Annotated in this window: 14 protein-coding genes; 10 read left to right on the forward strand and 4 right to left on the reverse strand. The window is 58.3% G+C overall.

The window, feature by feature from the left end:
• Positions 1–59: 59 nt before the first annotated feature.
• The 4 genes from ACN0Q0_RS00410 (at position 60) to ACN0Q0_RS00425 (ending at position 4,098) form a co-directional block, all read left to right on the forward strand.
• A complete protein-coding gene (locus tag ACN0Q0_RS00410) occupies positions 60–1,052 on the forward strand; it encodes a tripartite tricarboxylate transporter substrate binding protein (protein WP_417241372.1) in 993 nt (330 codons plus the stop codon).
• 71 nt (positions 1,053–1,123) lie between these two features.
• Complete coding sequence (locus ACN0Q0_RS00415) at positions 1,124–1,636, forward strand: tripartite tricarboxylate transporter TctB family protein (protein ID WP_417241373.1); 513 nt, start codon at positions 1,124–1,126, stop codon at positions 1,634–1,636.
• Positions 1,636–3,156, forward strand: a complete 1,521-nt coding sequence (locus ACN0Q0_RS00420) for a tripartite tricarboxylate transporter permease (RefSeq protein ID WP_417241959.1) — start codon at positions 1,636–1,638, stop codon at positions 3,154–3,156. Before ACN0Q0_RS00415 ends, ACN0Q0_RS00420 begins: the two co-directional genes overlap by 1 nt.
• 105 nt (positions 3,157–3,261) lie before the next feature.
• Positions 3,262–4,098: a shikimate dehydrogenase family protein gene (locus tag ACN0Q0_RS00425; RefSeq protein WP_417241374.1), complete on the forward strand. Its 837-nt coding sequence runs from the start codon at positions 3,262–3,264 to the stop codon at positions 4,096–4,098.
• A 64-nt stretch (positions 4,099–4,162) separates the two neighbouring features.
• On the opposite strand, the gene ACN0Q0_RS00430 is transcribed toward ACN0Q0_RS00425, so the two are convergent.
• From ACN0Q0_RS00430 to mtnK, 4 genes are read right to left on the reverse strand one after another with little or no spacing between them, the layout of a single operon-like run.
• Positions 4,163–6,220, reverse strand: coding sequence for a bifunctional aldolase/short-chain dehydrogenase (locus ACN0Q0_RS00430; protein ID WP_417241375.1), 2,058 nt, complete (start codon positions 6,218–6,220; stop codon positions 4,163–4,165).
• A gap of 18 nt (positions 6,221–6,238) precedes the next feature.
• The gene (locus tag ACN0Q0_RS00435; RefSeq protein ID WP_417241376.1) at positions 6,239–7,216 is read right to left on the reverse strand and encodes a sugar-binding transcriptional regulator; all 978 of its coding nucleotides are present in this window, start codon (positions 7,214–7,216) and stop codon (positions 6,239–6,241) included.
• 1 nt (position 7,217) lies between these two features.
• Positions 7,218–8,327 carry an S-methyl-5-thioribose-1-phosphate isomerase gene (gene mtnA / locus ACN0Q0_RS00440; RefSeq protein WP_417241377.1) on the reverse strand — a complete coding sequence of 370 codons (1,110 nt, stop codon included), beginning with the start codon at positions 8,325–8,327 and terminating at the stop codon, positions 7,218–7,220.
• Positions 8,324–9,586 (reverse strand): S-methyl-5-thioribose kinase, encoded by a 1,263-nt coding sequence (mtnK, locus tag ACN0Q0_RS00445; RefSeq protein WP_417241378.1) that lies wholly within the window; start codon positions 9,584–9,586, stop codon positions 8,324–8,326. Before mtnK ends, mtnA begins: the two co-directional genes overlap by 4 nt.
• A 119-nt stretch (positions 9,587–9,705) precedes the next feature.
• Here mtnK and ACN0Q0_RS00450 point away from each other — a divergent pair, with 119 nt between their 5' ends.
• From ACN0Q0_RS00450 to ACN0Q0_RS00475, 6 genes are all read left to right on the forward strand, one after another.
• Complete coding sequence (locus tag ACN0Q0_RS00450; RefSeq protein WP_417241379.1) at positions 9,706–11,217, forward strand: sugar ABC transporter ATP-binding protein; 1,512 nt, start codon at positions 9,706–9,708, stop codon at positions 11,215–11,217.
• Positions 11,217–12,224, forward strand: coding sequence for an ABC transporter permease (locus ACN0Q0_RS00455; protein WP_417241380.1), 1,008 nt, complete (start codon positions 11,217–11,219; stop codon positions 12,222–12,224). The genes ACN0Q0_RS00450 and ACN0Q0_RS00455 overlap by 1 nt, the downstream gene beginning before the upstream one ends.
• Before the next feature lie 40 nt (positions 12,225–12,264).
• Complete coding sequence (locus ACN0Q0_RS00460; protein ID WP_417241381.1) at positions 12,265–13,308, forward strand: substrate-binding domain-containing protein; 1,044 nt, start codon at positions 12,265–12,267, stop codon at positions 13,306–13,308.
• Between the two features lie 478 nt (positions 13,309–13,786).
• Positions 13,787–14,650, forward strand: coding sequence for a transketolase (locus tag ACN0Q0_RS00465; protein WP_417241382.1), 864 nt, complete (start codon positions 13,787–13,789; stop codon positions 14,648–14,650).
• 9 nt (positions 14,651–14,659) lie between these two features.
• Positions 14,660–15,664 (forward strand): transketolase family protein, encoded by a 1,005-nt coding sequence (locus ACN0Q0_RS00470; RefSeq protein ID WP_417241383.1) that lies wholly within the window; start codon positions 14,660–14,662, stop codon positions 15,662–15,664.
• Positions 15,664–16,803, forward strand: a complete 1,140-nt coding sequence (locus ACN0Q0_RS00475) for a RuBisCO large subunit C-terminal-like domain-containing protein (RefSeq protein WP_417241384.1) — start codon at positions 15,664–15,666, stop codon at positions 16,801–16,803. The genes ACN0Q0_RS00470 and ACN0Q0_RS00475 overlap by 1 nt, the downstream gene beginning before the upstream one ends.
• Positions 16,804–17,278 lie beyond the last annotated feature (475 nt).

The raw sequence follows: 17,278 nt of genomic DNA on the forward strand, positions 1-17,278 counted from the left end.
GCGGCACCGCTGCTGGATCACGGAGGATTCGGGCAGCTTTGGGATCTGGGAGGATACACATGACCCGTAATATTCTTGGCGCCGTTCTGGCCGCCGCACTCGTCGCAACCCCCGCTCTGGCCGACTTTCCTGAAAAGGATCTGCAAGGGATCATTCAATGGGGTGCAGGCGGGTCAACCGACACCGTGATGCGCTCTGTCACCCCGCACGCCGAGACCGCATTGGGCGGCAAAGTCATCATGCAGAACATGACAGGTGGCGTTGGCGCCATTGCCGTCAAATATGCCGGCGCCCAAGACGCCGATGGCTACACCTTGTTAATGGGGGCCGAAAACCCGCAACTCTACAAGGTGATGGGACTTGGCGAGACCGACTATGCCGATTTCATCCCGATCAACATTCTGGCCCGTGGCATTCCGCTCATCGTGGCCAACAACGATGCCCCCTTTGATACCTTCGCGGAGATGGTCGACTACGTGGCCGCCCACCCCAACGAGATCAAATTCGGCTCGACCGGCCCGGGTGGCCTGCCGTCCGTTGTGACCGCGATGCTGTCAAGTCAGGTGGACCTGCCCGTCATCACCGTGCCGTATGACGGGGACGGCCCCGCATTGACCGCGCTGCAAGGGGGCGCAATCGACGTGATGCCCGCCGTTCTGGGCGCCGCGATCGAGAACGTCAAAGCCGGCCGGATGAAGGCAATCGCGCTGATCGACACCAAATCGACCCCCGTTTTGCCCGACCTCGCGCCAATCACCGACGCGTTCCCACAGTTCAACGCCTACCTGCCATGGGGTCCGTTCTTTGGCGTGTTCGTCAAAAACGGCACACCTGATGACGCCGTGGCAAAGCTTCAGGCCGCCTATGCCGAGGGTGTCAAGCACCCCGACTTTACGACCCTGATGCAAGAGCGCGGGTTCTCGATCATGAACATCTCCGGCGATGAGGCCCGCAGCTTCCTCGACAAGTGGCAATCGGTCACATCGTGGATCGTTTATGACGCCGGCATCGCCAAGACCTCGCCCGAAGAGTTCGGCATTCCACGTCCATAACTTGGGACCAACATAAAGGTGCCGCCATGCCCACACGGTGTGGCGGCGCAGATCATCCTTGGGAGGGGACAATGAACAAAGACATGACACGCAAACCCGGTGAGGTGGTCTTTGCCCTCCTCCTGTCACTCATCAGCTTTGGCGCCGTGTGGCAGGCCTACGGCATCGCGGGGTTCGAGGCGCTCAGTTCCCCCGGCGCCTTTCCCATGGCCGTGGCCAGTGTGATGGTCATTTCCTCTGTGGTGATCGCCGTGAAAACGCTGCGCGCAAAACCCGACACCACCCACAGCTTTTTCACGGACGTCCTGCCGCCCGCGGCGGCGATGATGATCGTCTTTATCCTTCTATATGCCATCGCATTGAAACCGCTTGGGTTTTTATCGACATCCCTTGCGTTTCTGTTCGTGTCGGTGCTGATCCTGTCGCGCCGTGGGCTTTGGTATAGCGCATGGGTTTCCCTCGTTTGTCTGGCGGCGGTTTACGTGATTTTCCGCCTCGTGTTCTCGGTTCTCATGCCCGAAGGCATCGTGCCTGAACGCGAAATCCTCGCCTTTATCGCGCACCTGTTCGAAGGGACGAAATGATGCTTGAGGCCTTTAGCTATTTCACCACCGTGTGGTTTGATCCGTCCTTGTTGATGCTTGTTGCCTTGGGCACATTTGCGGGCATCTATGTCGGCGCAATCCCCGGTCTATCAGTCACAATGGCCGTCTCCATCCTGATTTCATTCACCTTTAGCTGGGAAGTCTATTCCGCCCTCAGCCTGATCGTCGGTATCTTTATGGGCGGGGTGTATGGCGGGTCGCGCACCGCGATCCTGCTCAACATTCCCGGCGCGCCCTCGGCCATTGCCACCGCGTTTGACGGCTATCCTTTGGCGCAAAAGGGTCAGGCGGGCGAGGCCATTGGCGTCTCCACCGTGATGTCCGCCGTTGGCGGGTTCATCGGCATTTCCGTCTTGGCCGTGGCGGCCCCGACGGTCAGCGAATTTGCCCTGACGTTTCAGCCACGCGACTATTTCCTCCTCGCCATTCTCGGTATTCTTCTGGTCGGCTCCCTGTCGGGAGAAAGTCTGGCCAAGGGCATCTTTGCGGGCGCCCTCGGGTTGTTAATCGGCACCGTTGGCCTCGATCCGCTGACCGCGCAGGAACGCTTTACCTTTGGCATGATCGACCTGTGGGGCGGGATCAGTTTCATCGCCGTGATGATCGGCATGTTCGGCATTTCCGAGGCCCTGATCCAGCTGCGCCACCTCGACAAAACCGCCGTGAAGCAAAAGATCGACCGGATCGTGCCCTCATGGGCCTCGGTGCGCAAATACCTGCCGCTGTCGCTGCAAACCTCAAGCATCGGCGTCATCATCGGCGCCCTGCCCGGCACCGGCGGCGACATCGCGGCGCTCATGGCCTATGACCACGCCAAACGCGTCACCAAATCCCCCGAAGTCCCGTTCGGCCAAGGCGCAAAAGAGGGCCTCGTGGCCCCCGAAACCGCCAATAACGCCGCTGTCGGCGGTGCGTTCATCCCCATGCTCACCCTTGGCATTCCGGGCGATGCGGTGACGGCGATCATCATTGGCGCGCTCTATATTCACGGGCTAAACCCCGGTCCGATGCTGATGGTCGACCAACCGCAAATGTTCTGGTTCATCGTCGGCGCACTGGTTCTGGCCAATATCTTTATGCTGATCTTTGGCCTCACGGGCATCCGCCTGTTTACCAAGATCGTCGAGCTGCCCCGCGCCATGTTGATCCCGATGATTTTGATGCTCTCCATCGTCGGGGCCTTTGCCGTCAACAATTCCATCACCGATGTCTACTGGATGCTCGGATTCGGGGTCTTGGGCTATTTCATGAAGCTGTACGGCTATCAGGTCGGCCCCGTGATCCTGGGCGTGATCCTGTCGCGCCTGATTGATGAAAACTGGCGGCGGGCGATCATTTCGGACCGCGAAAGCCTGTCCGAATTGTTCACGGGCATTGTCACAAGCCCGTTGTCCTTACTGCTGTTCATTGCCGTGATCCTGATCTTTGTCAGCCAGACACCGCTTTGGACACGGGCAAAACGCCGCCTGTTCTCCCGCGCACCCGATGCGGCCCCGTAACGCCGCGCCCCCTGCGGTCCGCCCCCGAACGGGCGGGCGCACTTGCCACCTTCGCAGCCCTAAAATACGCTGCCCCCATATTTCACCCCCTTCGGGAGTACGACCTTGCCTGATCTTCACCTCGGCCTGATTGGCGATAATATCAAACAGTCCTCCACGCCGCGCCTGCACCGGTTGGCCGGACGCCAAAACGGGTTGGATGTGCAATACGACAGCCTGATCCCGATCGAGATGGGCCAATCATTTGATACGGTCTTCGCGGCGTGCCGCGACGGGTCGTATCACGGCGTCAACATCACCTACCCCTACAAAGAAGTCGCGGCGCGCGACGTCACAATCGAGGACGCCCAAGTCCGCCGTATCGGCGCAATCAACACGGTGGTGTTCACCGATGAGGGGCCGCGCGGGTTCAACACCGACTATTCCGGTTTTCTGGCCGCCTACCGCAAAGAACGCGCAGACACGCCACCCGGAACGGTGGTTCTGGTCGGCACGGGCGGTGTCGGACGGGCGATTGCCTTTGCCCTGCTCACGCTTGGCGCCCGTGAAATCCGCCTGAATGATTGCAGTCAGGAACGCGCCCACGGCCTTGCCGCCGATCTGCGTGCCGCCACCAAGGACACACTCATCACGGTCGGACGCACCGTCGAAGAGCTGTCCTCAGGCGCAGACGGATTGGTCAACTGCACCCCCGTTGGCATGGTTGGGCGCGACGGTACCGCGATCCCTGCGGCCATTATGGGCGGCGCGAACTGGGCCTTTGACGCGGTCTACACCCCTGTCGACACACAGTTTCTATGTGACGCCGCCGCCGCGGGGTTACAGGTCATTTCGGGATACGAGCTGTTCTTTTTCCAAGGCGTGAACGCATGGGACTTTTTCGCGGGACTGCCACTTGATCAAACCCGTTTGCGGGCCGATCTTTCGACCAACGACGGTTAGGGGCGCGCGGTTCGTTCGGGCGGGGGATCGGGTCCGGCGCACAAACGCGGGGAACCCGGTCCCCCTAGCGCAGAACAGCCGCGATATTGCCGCCATCGACGGTCGCCACGTTGCCTGTGGTTTTATGCGCCAACGCTTGGGACAAAAAGGCCTCTGCAACATCCCGCGCGGTGACTTCCTGTCGCAACAGGTTGCCCGCCATATAGTCGTCCACACTGAGCCCCCGCGCAGAGGAACGGCTCGCGATCATGTCATTGTCCAACAGGCCGGACCGGATGCGATCCGCGTTGACGGCATTGGACCGCACGCCAATCGCGCCGTATTCCAACGCGTATTGGCGTGACAGGAACAATGTCGCGGCCTTTGCCGTGCCGTAAGCCCCGAAATTCGCGCCGGGATTGATGGCCTGTTTGGATGTGTTGAACAACAGACAGCCCCCCGTGCCTTGCGCCTTGAACACCGCGATTGCATGTTGTGCCACGGTTTGATGGCTAAAGAAATTCAGCTCGAAACTTTTGCGCAAGATCGCATCGTCCAGTTCGCCGATCGCCCCCTCCCATGCCGCGCCGGCGTTGGAAATCACGATATCCAGACCGCCGAAACGTGTTTTGATGGCCGCAAAGGTCTGCGCCACGCTGTCGGGGTCGGTCACGTCACAGGCAAGCGCCAGATGCCCGCGGCCAAGCGATGCCGCCACGTTTTGAGCCGCCTCGAGATGCAGATCCGCCACGACGACCTGTGCGCCCTGTTCGGCAAACACCTGACAGGTTGCCGCCCCAATGCCCCCTGCACCACCGGTCACCAGAGCAATCTGTCCGTCCAGAGGCCGTTTTTTGGCGGTGGCAAGTTTCGCCTGTTCCAGTGACCAGTATTCCAACTTGAACAGCTCGCCCATTTCAACCGGTTCAAAGGCGCCGTGGGCCTGTGCGCCGGAGACCGTTTCGATGAAAATCTCCCCGACATCCGCCGCGATGGCCGCGTCTTTTTGCGTGCGGCCAAAGCCGATGAGGCCAAACCCGGGAACCAAGGCCAATCGCGGCATCGGATCGAGCATTTGGCGCGTGACATCATCCTTTGCATCATGGTTCTGGAAATAGGCCGTGTAATCGGTGATGAAGTCCGCCACCGCCGCCTTGACCCCCTCTTTGAACATGTCCGCTTTGCCGGCTTCGGGCGCGGGAAGGATGACGGGTTTGTTTTTGATGCGGATCGACAGATCGGGCGTGGGCATGCCGCGTGTTGCAAAATCCGACAGCTCGGCGGCATCGACAAAATCCATGATCTTGTCGTTCGTCCGGTGATCACAGATGAAACGGTTAAAGGCCCCGCCCCCCAGAACCTCGGCCACAGCACCACGCACAATCGGCAAAACGGTGTCAGGGCTGTCGATTTTCGCGGGCAATTTACCCTTGGCGAAAGACGTGAACCTGCGGTTCTTTTCGATGTAGTTTTCGGCCGCCGTGACATTGTCGATCATAAGATCATAGGCCGCTTTGGCCTCATCCGCGAAGGTGAAAATGCCATGTTTATCAAGGATCAAACCATCCACATCGGGATTGGCCTCATACACCTCGGCCGCCTTTTTCGCGAGATCGAACCCGGGCATAATGTATGGCACAAACCCGAAACGGGGGCCGAACACCTCCTGTGCGATCTCATACGAATTTCTCTGGTCGATCAGCGCCAGAACGGCGGTCGAATGGGTGTGATCGACGAATTTGCGCGGAATAAACGCATGCAAAAGCGTTTCAACGGACGGGTTGGGCGAACTGGATGTGATCAGGTTTGACCGTTGGAGTTCCACCATGGTTTCATCCGATAGCGCGTCAAAATGGCGGGTCCGCAACAGCGGTGCGAGTTTCACTGCCGGAAGTCCGGCAGGCTCGATCACGCCCATATCCCAACCGCTGCCCTTGACGCACAGCACCTCCCACTCCTGTCCGCCGATGTCTTTGGCGGTGGTTTTTACCGATGTATTTCCGCCGCCATGCAGCACCAGTTGCGGCACGCGCCCCAACAACCGTGTGGTGTAAACGCGCAGGGCCAAATCTTCGTTGACGCCGGATTTGGCAAGGTCTTCGACCAGGGCGCGGGCGTCGCTCTCAATCCATGTATTTTTCATTTTTGTCTTTCATCAAATCTATGTCATGGCTGCCCGGTCGAGCAAAAGCTGCGCGGTGTAGTCACAAGTTGCAAGGTGGGTGGCATATCCGCCGCGCAGGGCCGCGAGCATCGGCTCGACCCGCATTTCACCGGATCCGACAAGCAGACCGACGTCTTTGTCTTTCATTTTATCAAGGGAGATACCGATCATCCGGTCTTCTATATCGGTCGGGATATGAACACCGTTCTGGTCAATCAGGCGGCCGCAGATAACACCGGTTGCGCCCTGTTCCTTGTGCTTTTTCAATTGCTCCAGAGTCATCAATCCGGTTTTCAGGATATGGCTGTCCTCGTTACAGGTCCCGCAGGCGAAAATGGTCTTGTTGCAACTATTTACGGCGGCCATCTGTTCCATGATCACGGGCTCTGCCAACATCCGCTGCGCGAGTTCCTTGTCCGAGAGCAACAGGGGAACGTGCAGGTTGACGCAGTGCGCCCCGAATTGCTGCGCAAGGATCGCAGAGCAGATTTCGGCGGCGAACCCCTTGGATGCAGGCCGTGACCCGACAAGCTGCACAACCTCGAGATCTTCGATGACCTGCTTCGGGGCCGCTTCCGAAACCTGAAAAACCGTTTCCCCCCACGCCACGCCAAGCCGGTCGCCTTTGCCCAACAGGTGCGGCAACCAGTCCGCGGCGAGTTTCGCGACCCGCGCATCGGTTGTTTCCCCTGACGACGGGGTGATGCTGACCTCTTTCAGGCCGAACGTTTTGGCCACGGTATGGGCCAGTTCGTGCTCGGAAAAAATGCTTGGGTCGAGCGATGTACGGATATAACCGCGCTTGCGGGCCTCTGACAAATAATTCACGACCGACGCCCGCGAGATATTCAGCTTCGCCGCAATCTGGTTCTGGTTCAGACCCTCGTGGTAATAACACCACGTTGTATCCAGGATCGCCCGCTCCTGTCGGTCGAGGCGGATTTCGTCAGAGGCGCGTGGCTTGTTGTCCGGCAAATCACACACCGCCCGCTTTGGAGGCAAGCTCGGGGAACATCTCTCGCAACCCTTGCTCCGATGCGGGACAAATCCCCCGCTCGGTAATCAACCCCGTGACAAGACGGTTTGGCGTGACATCAAAGGCGGGGTTGCCGCTCGGGGTTCCGTCGGGCGTGACCTTGACCGACTGTAGGGTACCGTCCGGCAACGTGCCCTGAATGTGAGACGTTTCGTGCGCATCGCGTTCTTCAATCGGGATATCCGCCACGCCGTCCGCAATGGTCCAGTCAATCGTGGGCGATGGCAGCGCGACATAGAATGGCACGTTGTTATCTTGCGCGGCGAGCGCCTTCAGGTAGGTCCCGATCTTGTTGCACACATCACCGCGATTGGTGGTTCTGTCGGTGCCGACAATCACAAGATCAACCAACCCGTGCTGCATCAAATGTCCGCCCGCGTTGTCCACGATATAGGTGTGCGGAACGCCGTGGCTTCCCAACTCCCAAGAGGTCAACGCGCCTTGATTACGGGGGCGGGTCTCATCGACCCAGACGTGAACAGCGATGCCCGCATTATGGGCGTGATAAACCGGACTGGTGGCGGTTCCCCAATCGACGGTCGCAAGCCAACCGGCGTTGCAATGGGTCAACACGTTCACAGGTTCGCCCGGCTTTTTGGTCGCTGCAATTTCTTTGATCAACGCCATGCCGTTGCGGCCGATAGCGGCGTTGATGTCGACGTCTTCATCGGCGATTTCATGGGCCAGTTGCAACGCAGCAGCCGCCCGTTGATCCGGCGAAAGAGGCAACAACAGAGCCTTGCTGCGGTTCAGGGCCCACCGGAGGTTAATCGCCGTCGGTCGGGTTTCGTGGAAATAGTCCCATGCCTTGTCAATATTGGCATCCGACGGATCCAGTTTCATCGCCAAGGCCATAGCATAGGCCGCGGTCGCCCCGATCAACGGCGCGCCACGCACCCGCATCTCGACAATCGCGGCGGCGTACTCCTCCATCGTGTTGACGGATTGGGTCTTGAATTCATAGGGCAAAGATCGCTGATCAATGATCTCGAGAGCCTCCAAGTCCGTGTTCCACCAAAGCGAGCGGTAGTGCGTTCCATTGACCTTCATAGGTAGTCTCCAGCGTTAAATCGTTCTGCCATTGCCGTCAGCGCGGCGATATTGGTGATGGTGTCGGAATTCAGGATAAGCTCCGCGCCCATGGCGATATTGCGCGCCTCAAGTCTGGCGCGAAGACCGGTGTCCTCGATCGTCTCGAAATCCGCATTATGGGCAAGCGACAGAACGCGGCGGTGCATCTCGATCCCGCAAAACGAAACGGCGTCCTGCAGGATGTCGGCCAAGACGCTCTCGCACACCGCGTCTGATGACTGGCCCTGATCCTCGAACAGGGCCTTCGGGTACAGCATACCGGTCCTTTCGGTTTTCCAAAGGTGTTTGAATTCCGTGTTGAAATTATCAAACGTCTCGCGAATTGTCTCCAGAATCCACGCTTGATAGCCGACCAGATCCGCCGCGTCACGGTGTGCGGGTTGGCTGAAATAGGCCATCAGGAAATTCGCGGTCAGCATCCCGATATCAAACCCCATCGGGCCGTATTGCGCGAACTCCGGATCGATGACACGACTGTCGCTATCTGTGGACATGATAGACCCCGAATGCAGGTCGCCATGCACCATCGTTTCCGTGTTCGAGGCCAGTTTCATCAGCATTTTTTGCGCCCGCTGTTTTAGCAACGCATTGCCGCGCACCTTGGCCACGATGGCGTCCAACCCGGGCGTGTGATGGTTCATTTCGGCGTCATAATAGGGATCCGTAAAGACCAGCGCCTCGGTGATTGCAGGAATTTCGACATTGCCCGAAAACAGACCGACATCGGCCTTTTTCTCGGCGCTCGCCATCGACAACTCAGAGCCGCGAAAGGCCGTACGGGCGCAAAACGCCCCTAACATCTCGGGCAGGTTCCTGACCGTTTCACCCGCAATCAGCTTGCCCCGCAGGATGATGTGCGGCTGATAGAATTCCATAACGATCAAGGCCTGTTCCTTATCGAAGTGGAAAACCTCCGGAACCATTCCCGGCGCACGCTCTTGTTGGCGGAACAGGGCCTGATGCTCGAAAAAGGCGCGATACAGCGGCAAGGGCCATGAATCGCCCACAAGCCGCACATAGGGCAAAGCCTGTTTGACGATGACGGTCCCCTTCGGCCCCTCAAGGACAAAAACCAAATTCAGATTACCGTCACCCACCTCCCTGACCATCCATTTGGATGTGTCAGCACCAACGCGGTCGGTCACAGCCGCCAAACCGCCAAGCCGCGCGGCCAACGTATCGGCAGACAATTTTTCATAGGTATTATTTTGATCCATGGGCGCCTCCTGATTCCAAAAGACCAAATGCATAGCCAATTGTCAATGATGTTGACATTAGTGTATTTCAGAGTCACGGTGACGATGGCTGCCCCTCGATGGACGGCCTGGGAGGAACCATGACATCTGCCGTTCTCAAGATCGAAGGCGTTTGCAAAAGCTTCGGCAAGTACGAGGTTTTGCGCGGGATTGACCTGACGTTAAACGCCGGATCCGTCACCGTTCTGATGGGCGCGAACGGGGCCGGTAAATCCACATTGGTCAAAGCAATTTGCGGCATTCACTCGCTCGACACGGGCGTGATGCAATTGGGCGGAGCGCCCTATTCGCCGGCCACCGCAGCCGAGGCCATCTCGCAGGGGGTCATTGCGGTGCATCAAAACATCGATGACGGGGTGATTCCCGATCTCGATGTCGCGACCAACCTGATGTTGGACCAACTGACAAAGCCCGGAGCCAAGACATTCGTGCGCGATCGTATGTTGCGCAAGCACGCGAGCGGGATTGCGAAATCCATGGGGCTGACGATGGACGTGCGCACCCGTGTCGCGGATCTCGATGTCGCGGACCGGCAGATGATTGCGATTGCACGGGCGATGGCGCGCGCGCCCAAAGTTCTCATTCTGGACGAACCGACCTCGTCCCTGTCCGCAACCGAGGCGGAACGGCTGTTCTCGTTCATCGACCGTTTGCGGGAACAGGGCGTTGCGGTGCTTTATATTTCGCACCGCATGTCGGACATCCGCCGTATTGCGGATTGCATCATCTCCATGCGTGACGGACAGGTTGCCGGCACGTTCGAGGGAGAGGCACTGGATTACGAAGGTGCGGTGACTGCGATGCTCGGTCACAAAATGACGGACGTCAACATCACGCCAACGGTGGGGGGCGTGCCCGTTCTCTGCCTCGAAAACATATCACTTAAACCGCATTGGCCGGCATTCGACCTGACCGCCAACGCCGGTGAGGTAATCGCCATCACCGGATTGCTCGGCAGCGGTAAAAGCCAGCTTGCCGCGACCATTTTCGGGCTGAATGACGCCGCGGGCGGAACAATGACCCTCGACGGCCAACCCTATGCGCCGAAAAGCGCCAGTGAGGCCGTGCGTGCGGGGGTGTTCATGTCCCCCAAGGATCGCAGCAACAATGCCGTTGTGGGCGCCTTTAACATTACGGACAATATGAGCCTGCCGTTCCTGCGCGCGTTCAGCCATTTTTCATTCATCCGCAAAGGGGTCCAACGGGGCAACGTGACGGATATGATCGACCAGATCGGTGTCGTGTGCCAATCCGAAGACGACAGCATCATGACCCTGTCGGGGGGCAATCAGCAAAAGGTGATGATCGGGCGTTGGCTGTTAAAGCCAAGCCGTGTGTTGCTGTTGGATGAACCGTTTCAGGGGGTCGACATCGGGGCGCGGCGCGACATCGGGCGCCATATTCGCGCAACCGCACAAAACCGGACGACCCTCGTGTTCGTTGCCGAAATCGACGAAGCCATCGAGATCGCCGACAGAATTGTCGTTCTCTATGAGGGCGGACTTGTCGGGGAACACCGGAATTCAAACCTAAATTTAGGCAATCTTGTCACCCAGATCACGGGCGAAAAATTACTAGAGGACCACCACTAATGCAAAACGGAAGCCTGCGCACATTTGCAATCCGATACGGGTTTATCCTGCTTTTAGTAGGTCTATCGGTCTATTTCAGCCTTGGGGCCTCGGGCTTTTTCAGCGCGCGTTCGGCCGTGTTTATTTTCCAGTCGGTGGCAATCACCGGAATTCTGGCGCTTGGCGTGACCTGCACACTGGTCGTGGACGGGTTCGATTTGTCGATCGGATCTGTGGCCACATCGGCGTTGATGCTGTCCGCCTACTCCATGGTGATCCTTGAACAGCCGGCCTACGTCGCCGTTCTGCTGTGTTTGGGAATGGGCGCATTTGTGGGCCTGATCAACGGCTTGCTGATCGTCAAGATGAAAGTCCCCGACTTGCTTGCCACCTTGGGAATGATGTTCCTGTTGATCGGGCTGCAACGCATTCCGACACAGGGCAATTCCATCGCCACGGGGATGAGCCTGCCAAACGGCGAGACCGCCGAGGGCACGTTTGCGGCGGCATTTTTGTGGCTCGGGCGCCATCGGTTCGATTTCTTTATGGAGCGGTTGATCCCTGTGCCGGTGGTGATTTTCATTCTCGTGGCACTGGCGATCTGGATCTTTTTGCAATTCACGCGCCACGGCCGCCTGATGTACGCAATCGGGTCCAACCAACGCGCGGCGCAACTGGTCGGCACCAATGTCGAGCGCTACAAAATCCTCGCCTATATGATTTCAGGCGTCACGGCGTCGGTCGGCGGGATCCTTTTGGCGGCGCGTCTGGGGCGTGGCGATATTGCGTCGGGCAACAACCTGTTGCTCGATAGTGTAGCCGCCGCGTTGATCGGGTTTGCGGTCCTGGGTGCCGCACGGCCCAACGCGTTCGGCACGGCCATCGGTGCGTTGTTTGTCGGCATCCTGTTGCAAGGGATGACCATGATGAACGCCCCCTACTACACCCAAGATTTCGTCAAAGGCGCGGTTCTCGTTTGTGCGCTTGTTTTCACTTTCTATCTGTCGTCGAAAAGTTCCTCAACCTGACGGTGCGGGAACTCTCAATAAATCCAAGGGAGGAAATACTATGCTACGAAGAAACATGCTTAAACTGGTCGGTGCCGGTCTTACGGTTCTGGCAAGCAGCACAGCGATATTCGCGCAGGACATGCCCGCGCCGTTCGACAATCCCGGTGAGGTCAAGATTGCCCTCGTACGGTACCTGTCCACCGGCGACTTCTTTCAGTCCTACCTGTCCGGCGTCGAAACCCAAGCCGCCGCTATCGGGGTGGATTTGCGGGTTCTTGACAGCCGTCAGGATGCGGCACTTCAGGCCGACATGGTTGATCAGGCGATTGCGCTTGGCGTCGACGGGATCATCATTCAGCACGGTCTGACCGAATCCCTGACCGGGGCCGCACAGCGTGCGCTCGATGCCGGCATTACGGTTGTGGCCTTTGACGTGAACCTCGAAAACGCCGCGATCCCGCAGATTGAACAATCTGATTATCTGCTCGGGAAACTGGCGCTGGATCAGGCCCTCGCGGACAACGGTGATGCGTTCACGGCGGGCTACGTTTACGTACCCGGCATTGCGCCGCTCGATCGTCGTGATGTCGCGTGGACAGAGTTCAAGGAGGCCAATCCGGGCGTCACAGAGGCCGCCATGTTCGGCACTCTGGACAACCCGATCGCCAACTCTGTCGCAAACCAGGCGCGGGCCGTCCTACAGGCGAACCCGACGATCTCCGTCGTTTTCGCGCCGTTTGATGAATTCGCCAAGGGCGTGAAAATCGCCGTCGACGAAGCGGGCCTGACCGATGATATCGACATCTATTCGGCCGATATCTCCACCGCAGATATTTCTGCGATGCGCGAACCCGGCTCTGCGTGGGTTGCGACCGTTGCGACCAATCCGGCGGTTGTCGGCGAAGTCTCCGTTCGCGCACTCGCGCTTATGTTGGCGGGGGAAAAGGTCGACGGCTCCGTGGTTGTGCCTCCAACCCTCATCACGCAGTCGTTCCTGAATGACAACGACATCAGCAACATGGAAGAGTTGGGCGTGAACATGCCGCAATTCCAACATGCCGATGTGGCGATTGCCGACTGGCTGCCGCTGCCAACCCGCTAGGTTAAACACAGGATTGCCGAGTTATTGACCGGCCGGAACCGGGGATGGCTCCCCGGTGAAGACCACCCCGCTAATAGCGCGCCATACTCGCAAGACCATGGCGTTTACGGCTTGGCAATCCCGCAAACTCACCCCGGACGCGACCGATGTCGATGATCTGTTTACCGCTCGGGGTGTGTTTGTTTGCCGCAAACGGTCCGCATTCGGGCCGGTCACACACCCCAAATGGCGCCATGATTATCCCATGACAATTATCCCATAAAACCGGCCACAACCTATCCCCCCACCCGCGCAACACCGCGCCGGTTCCGGGGCGACAGTTCGCAAAACAAATGTGTGACGCCGCACCTTCGACCCTTCGATTTATCCTCAACCCCGCCGGCACATGTGTTGGCTAGATTGGAAGACTGCCGTGAAGAATGAAAAGACGACCGAAGATATAGCATTGGGCATCCGGAGACGTGTGTTTGAACATGCGATGCGCAATAATGGTGGATATCTCTCACAGGCCTGTTCTGCGGCTGAACAACTGGCGTGGCTCTACAACGAAGAGCTCAATCTGGGGGCGCCGACGCTTCCGATGATCCCGAAACCCTTTGAGGGCGTCCCCCACGTTGACAACCCGAGCTATCACACGGGCGCAGGGTACAACGGGCCGTTCGCGCCTGAATTCGACCGGCTTTTCATCGCCCCCGCGCACTATGCACTGGTTGCCTATGCAACGTTGGTCGAGACAGGGCGGATGGCGAGCGAAGGCCTCGAGATGTTCAATCAGGACGGATCAAGCGTTGAAATGATCGGCGCCGAACATTCTCCGGGCATGGAAGTCCACAACGGCACTTTGGGCATCGGCCTGTCAACCGCGGCGGGGCTTGCATGGGCACGCAAGCGAAAAGGCGAACAGGGTCGGGTCTGGGTCTACATGTCGGATGGCGAGGTTCAGGAGGGCCAGACGTGGGAGGCCATTCAATGTTGTGCCCACCACGGCATCGACAACGTCAAAGCGATTATGGACGTGAACAACCAACAGTGTGACGGCGCGATGGAGAGCGTCATGGGGGTCGGTGACATCAAGACAAAGATGGAGAGCTTTGGCGCCGTTGTCGTGGAGGTTGACGCGCACAACCTCAATGACATGCGCGAGGCCGCAAAGACCCGACATGACGGCAAGCCTCTCATCATTCTTGCGAAATCCAACCCGTTTCACGCGATGCCTATTCTCGAGGAACGCTTCCCGCGCCTGCATTATGTCCGCTTCAATTCAGAAGAGGAGCGCGCACGCATGAACATCTCGATCGCCGACGCTTTAGGTGTCGATCCAATTCAATACGAACACGAATAGGACCTGAAAATGGTAGAAATGGTACGCCGCCCTTACGAGAGCGCTTTTGAAAAGCACGCGTTGGCCAACCCCGAGGTTCTGTGTATCTCGGCTGATTTAACCTCCTCATGCGAAATCGACAAGTTTAGGGACAATCATCCAGATCAATTCCTGTCAATGGGCATGGCCGAGCAAAACATGATGAGTTTTTGTGGCGGGCTTGGCCTTGCGGGATATCGTCCGTTTATTCACACCTTTGGCGTGTTCACATATCGTCGCCCCTATGATCAGCTCATGGCCTCGATTGCATATCCACGCCGCAAGGTCAGGATCATGGGGTTTTTGCCCGGCATCACAACCCCCGGCGGCATGACGCATCAGGCCATCGAGGACATCTCCGTAATGCGCTCCATGCCGAACATGACCATTCTCGAAACGGGTGACGCGACAGAGGTCGAAAGCATCTGCGAAGCGGCAGACAGCATCGACGGTCCGGTCTATTGCCGCGTTCTTCGCGGCTCTGTGCCACGGTTGTTCGATACGCCCATCGTCGTGGGGAAAATGCGCGAACTGGGCCTCGGCTCGGACGTCTTGATCGTAACCGCGGGGATCACGACCGAAGAAGCCTTGCGGGCGACAAAGGCGCTTGAGGCCTCAGGGGTTTCTGTACGCCATTTGCACCTCAACACGATCAAGCCATTCGATGCAGAGGCGATCCTTGATCACATCAATTCTGTCAAATTCGGGGTTGTCACCCTCGAAAACCACGTAACCGAAGGGGGCATTGGCTCCTTGGTCGCCGAAGTGATGGCGGACAATGGCGTCGGGAAAAAACTGAAACGCCTGGGCCTCAAGGACACATATGCCCACGGTGGCAGTCGCGCCTATTTGATGCGCTACTATGGTCTGGATGCTCTGGCGCTGACACAAGGCGTCGAGGCCATTATCGGCCAGGGTCTTTCGATTACCGAAGAAGACCTCACGGCGGCTCGCGTGGATGCGGTTCACTCTCTGGTAAAAGCGGAGGGACTTTAGTGGACCGCTTTATCGTAACCTACCGGATCGTCGCCGACGACGATGCAGATGCGCGTGCACGTGCGCAGGCAATTGCGTTGGAAGATACCGTGGAGATCCCGCCAGATACCGTGCCGAACGGATATATCAAAGATACAATTGTTGGCCGTGTCGACGACGTGTCGGCAATCGGGGCCGGGGTCTGGATCGCAAAAATCGGGTACCACATCGATGCCGTCGGGCGGGAACTGCCGCAGTTGCTCAATGTCATATTGGGCAACGCGTCTATTTTGCAGGGCGTGAAGGCCATCGACCTGACGCCAAACGCGGATTTGAGAGCGCGGTTTTCCGGAGCCCGCTTTGGTGTTGACGGTTTGCGCAAACTGACGGGGCGCACGCAGGGCGGGTACGTGTGTCCCGTGATCAAACCACAAGGATCGTCCGCTGAAACCCTGGCGCAGCTGTGTTACCTGACGGCCGCAGCCGGAGCGGATATCATCAAGGAAGATCATGGTTTGGCCAATCAGGACGCCGCCCCGTTCAAAGAGCGCGTCAGGGCCTGTGCCGCCGCTGTGGCCCGCGCGAACCAGGAGCGCGCCGGACGCGGGGATCCGTCACGGGCGCTTTATTTTGCCAATATAGGCGGGCATTCCGATCAGGTTCGCGATCTCGCGTATTATGCCAAAGATGCGGGGGCATCCGGCGTGCTTCTGATTCCGGGCCTGTTCGGATTTGACGCGATGAACCGGCTGGCTCAAGATCCCGACTTCGGCCTGCCCATCATGGCGCACCCCAGCCATTTGGGGCCGTATGTCCTGTCACCGGACCATGGGTACGGGCATGGCATGCTCTTTGGACAACTGATGCGCCTCGCGGGGGCGGATATTTCCGTGTTCCCAAATTTTGGCGGGCGGTTCGGCTTTTCACAGTCTGAATGTCTGGAGATCGTGAAAAGTTGCAAAACCGGTGACGGGATTGGCCCGTCCATTCTTCCTAGCCCGGGCGGCGGCATGAGCATCGACAGATTGCCTGATATGTTGGCCAACTATGGTCAGGATTGTGTGTACTTGCTCGGTGGCAGTCTCTTGCGTTTCGGCACCGACATTGGCGATGCGATACGGGACATGCGCACAGCCCTGTCGGCAGAGCCGAACGGTTGACCCGATCCGGCCCCGCCACACTTTGACGTTGATATTCCATCGAAGACAGGGGGGTGGCGGGCATCGGAACCGGCTGTTCAGGCGCATCACAGAACAAAAGGCGGGATCACAGTGTCCCGCTTTAGTTTTGTCCCGCTTTAGTTTTCCAATGGCACCCCAAGCGCGATGCCGCCACATGGTAATCCCCCGACAGAAAGCGCTGTTACGTCATGAAGCCCCAATTCGGGCATACATCCGCAATAGGTATAATCAGCGGCGAAGTCTGGATGCCCAAAGCCGGACGCGATATGTGGCGGCTTTTGTTCATGTAGATGGTGGAGCGTCCCCGCGTCTATTGCACCCCATTGAGCCGCCCCAATTCACATCGGGTCAGAAAGTTCATTATCTATTTCATCAAGCGCATCGTCAGTCATCGCCTCAAATGCGGTATTCAATTTCTTAATTGTTTCACCAAGGCGCTTTTCAAATTCATCTA

The sequence above is a fragment of the Celeribacter sp. genome (assembly GCF_048259695.1).
Classification (GTDB): Bacteria; Pseudomonadota; Alphaproteobacteria; order Rhodobacterales; family Rhodobacteraceae; genus Celeribacter.

Excerpts from the sequence above, each read along its gene's own strand:
- ACN0Q0_RS00410 (WP_417241372.1), top strand. The coding sequence starts at position 60 with ATGACCCGTAATATTCTTGGCGCCGTTCTGGCCGCCGCACTCGTCGCA.
- ACN0Q0_RS00415 (WP_417241373.1), top strand. The coding sequence starts at position 1,124 with ATGAACAAAGACATGACACGCAAACCCGGTGAGGTGGTCTTTGCCCTC.
- ACN0Q0_RS00420 (WP_417241959.1), top strand. The coding sequence starts at position 1,636 with ATGCTTGAGGCCTTTAGCTATTTCACCACCGTGTGGTTTGATCCGTCC.
- ACN0Q0_RS00430 (WP_417241375.1), bottom strand. The coding sequence starts at position 6,220 with ATGAAAAATACATGGATTGAGAGCGACGCCCGCGCCCTGGTCGAAGAC.
- mtnA (WP_417241377.1), bottom strand. The coding sequence starts at position 8,327 with ATGAAGGTCAATGGAACGCACTACCGCTCGCTTTGGTGGAACACGGAC.
- mtnK (WP_417241378.1), bottom strand. The coding sequence starts at position 9,586 with ATGGATCAAAATAATACCTATGAAAAATTGTCTGCCGATACGTTGGCC.
- ACN0Q0_RS00450 (WP_417241379.1), top strand. The coding sequence starts at position 9,706 with ATGACATCTGCCGTTCTCAAGATCGAAGGCGTTTGCAAAAGCTTCGGC.
- ACN0Q0_RS00455 (WP_417241380.1), top strand. The coding sequence starts at position 11,217 with ATGCAAAACGGAAGCCTGCGCACATTTGCAATCCGATACGGGTTTATC.
- ACN0Q0_RS00460 (WP_417241381.1), top strand. The coding sequence starts at position 12,265 with ATGCTACGAAGAAACATGCTTAAACTGGTCGGTGCCGGTCTTACGGTT.
- ACN0Q0_RS00465 (WP_417241382.1), top strand. The coding sequence starts at position 13,787 with ATGCGCAATAATGGTGGATATCTCTCACAGGCCTGTTCTGCGGCTGAA.
- ACN0Q0_RS00470 (WP_417241383.1), top strand. The coding sequence starts at position 14,660 with ATGGTAGAAATGGTACGCCGCCCTTACGAGAGCGCTTTTGAAAAGCAC.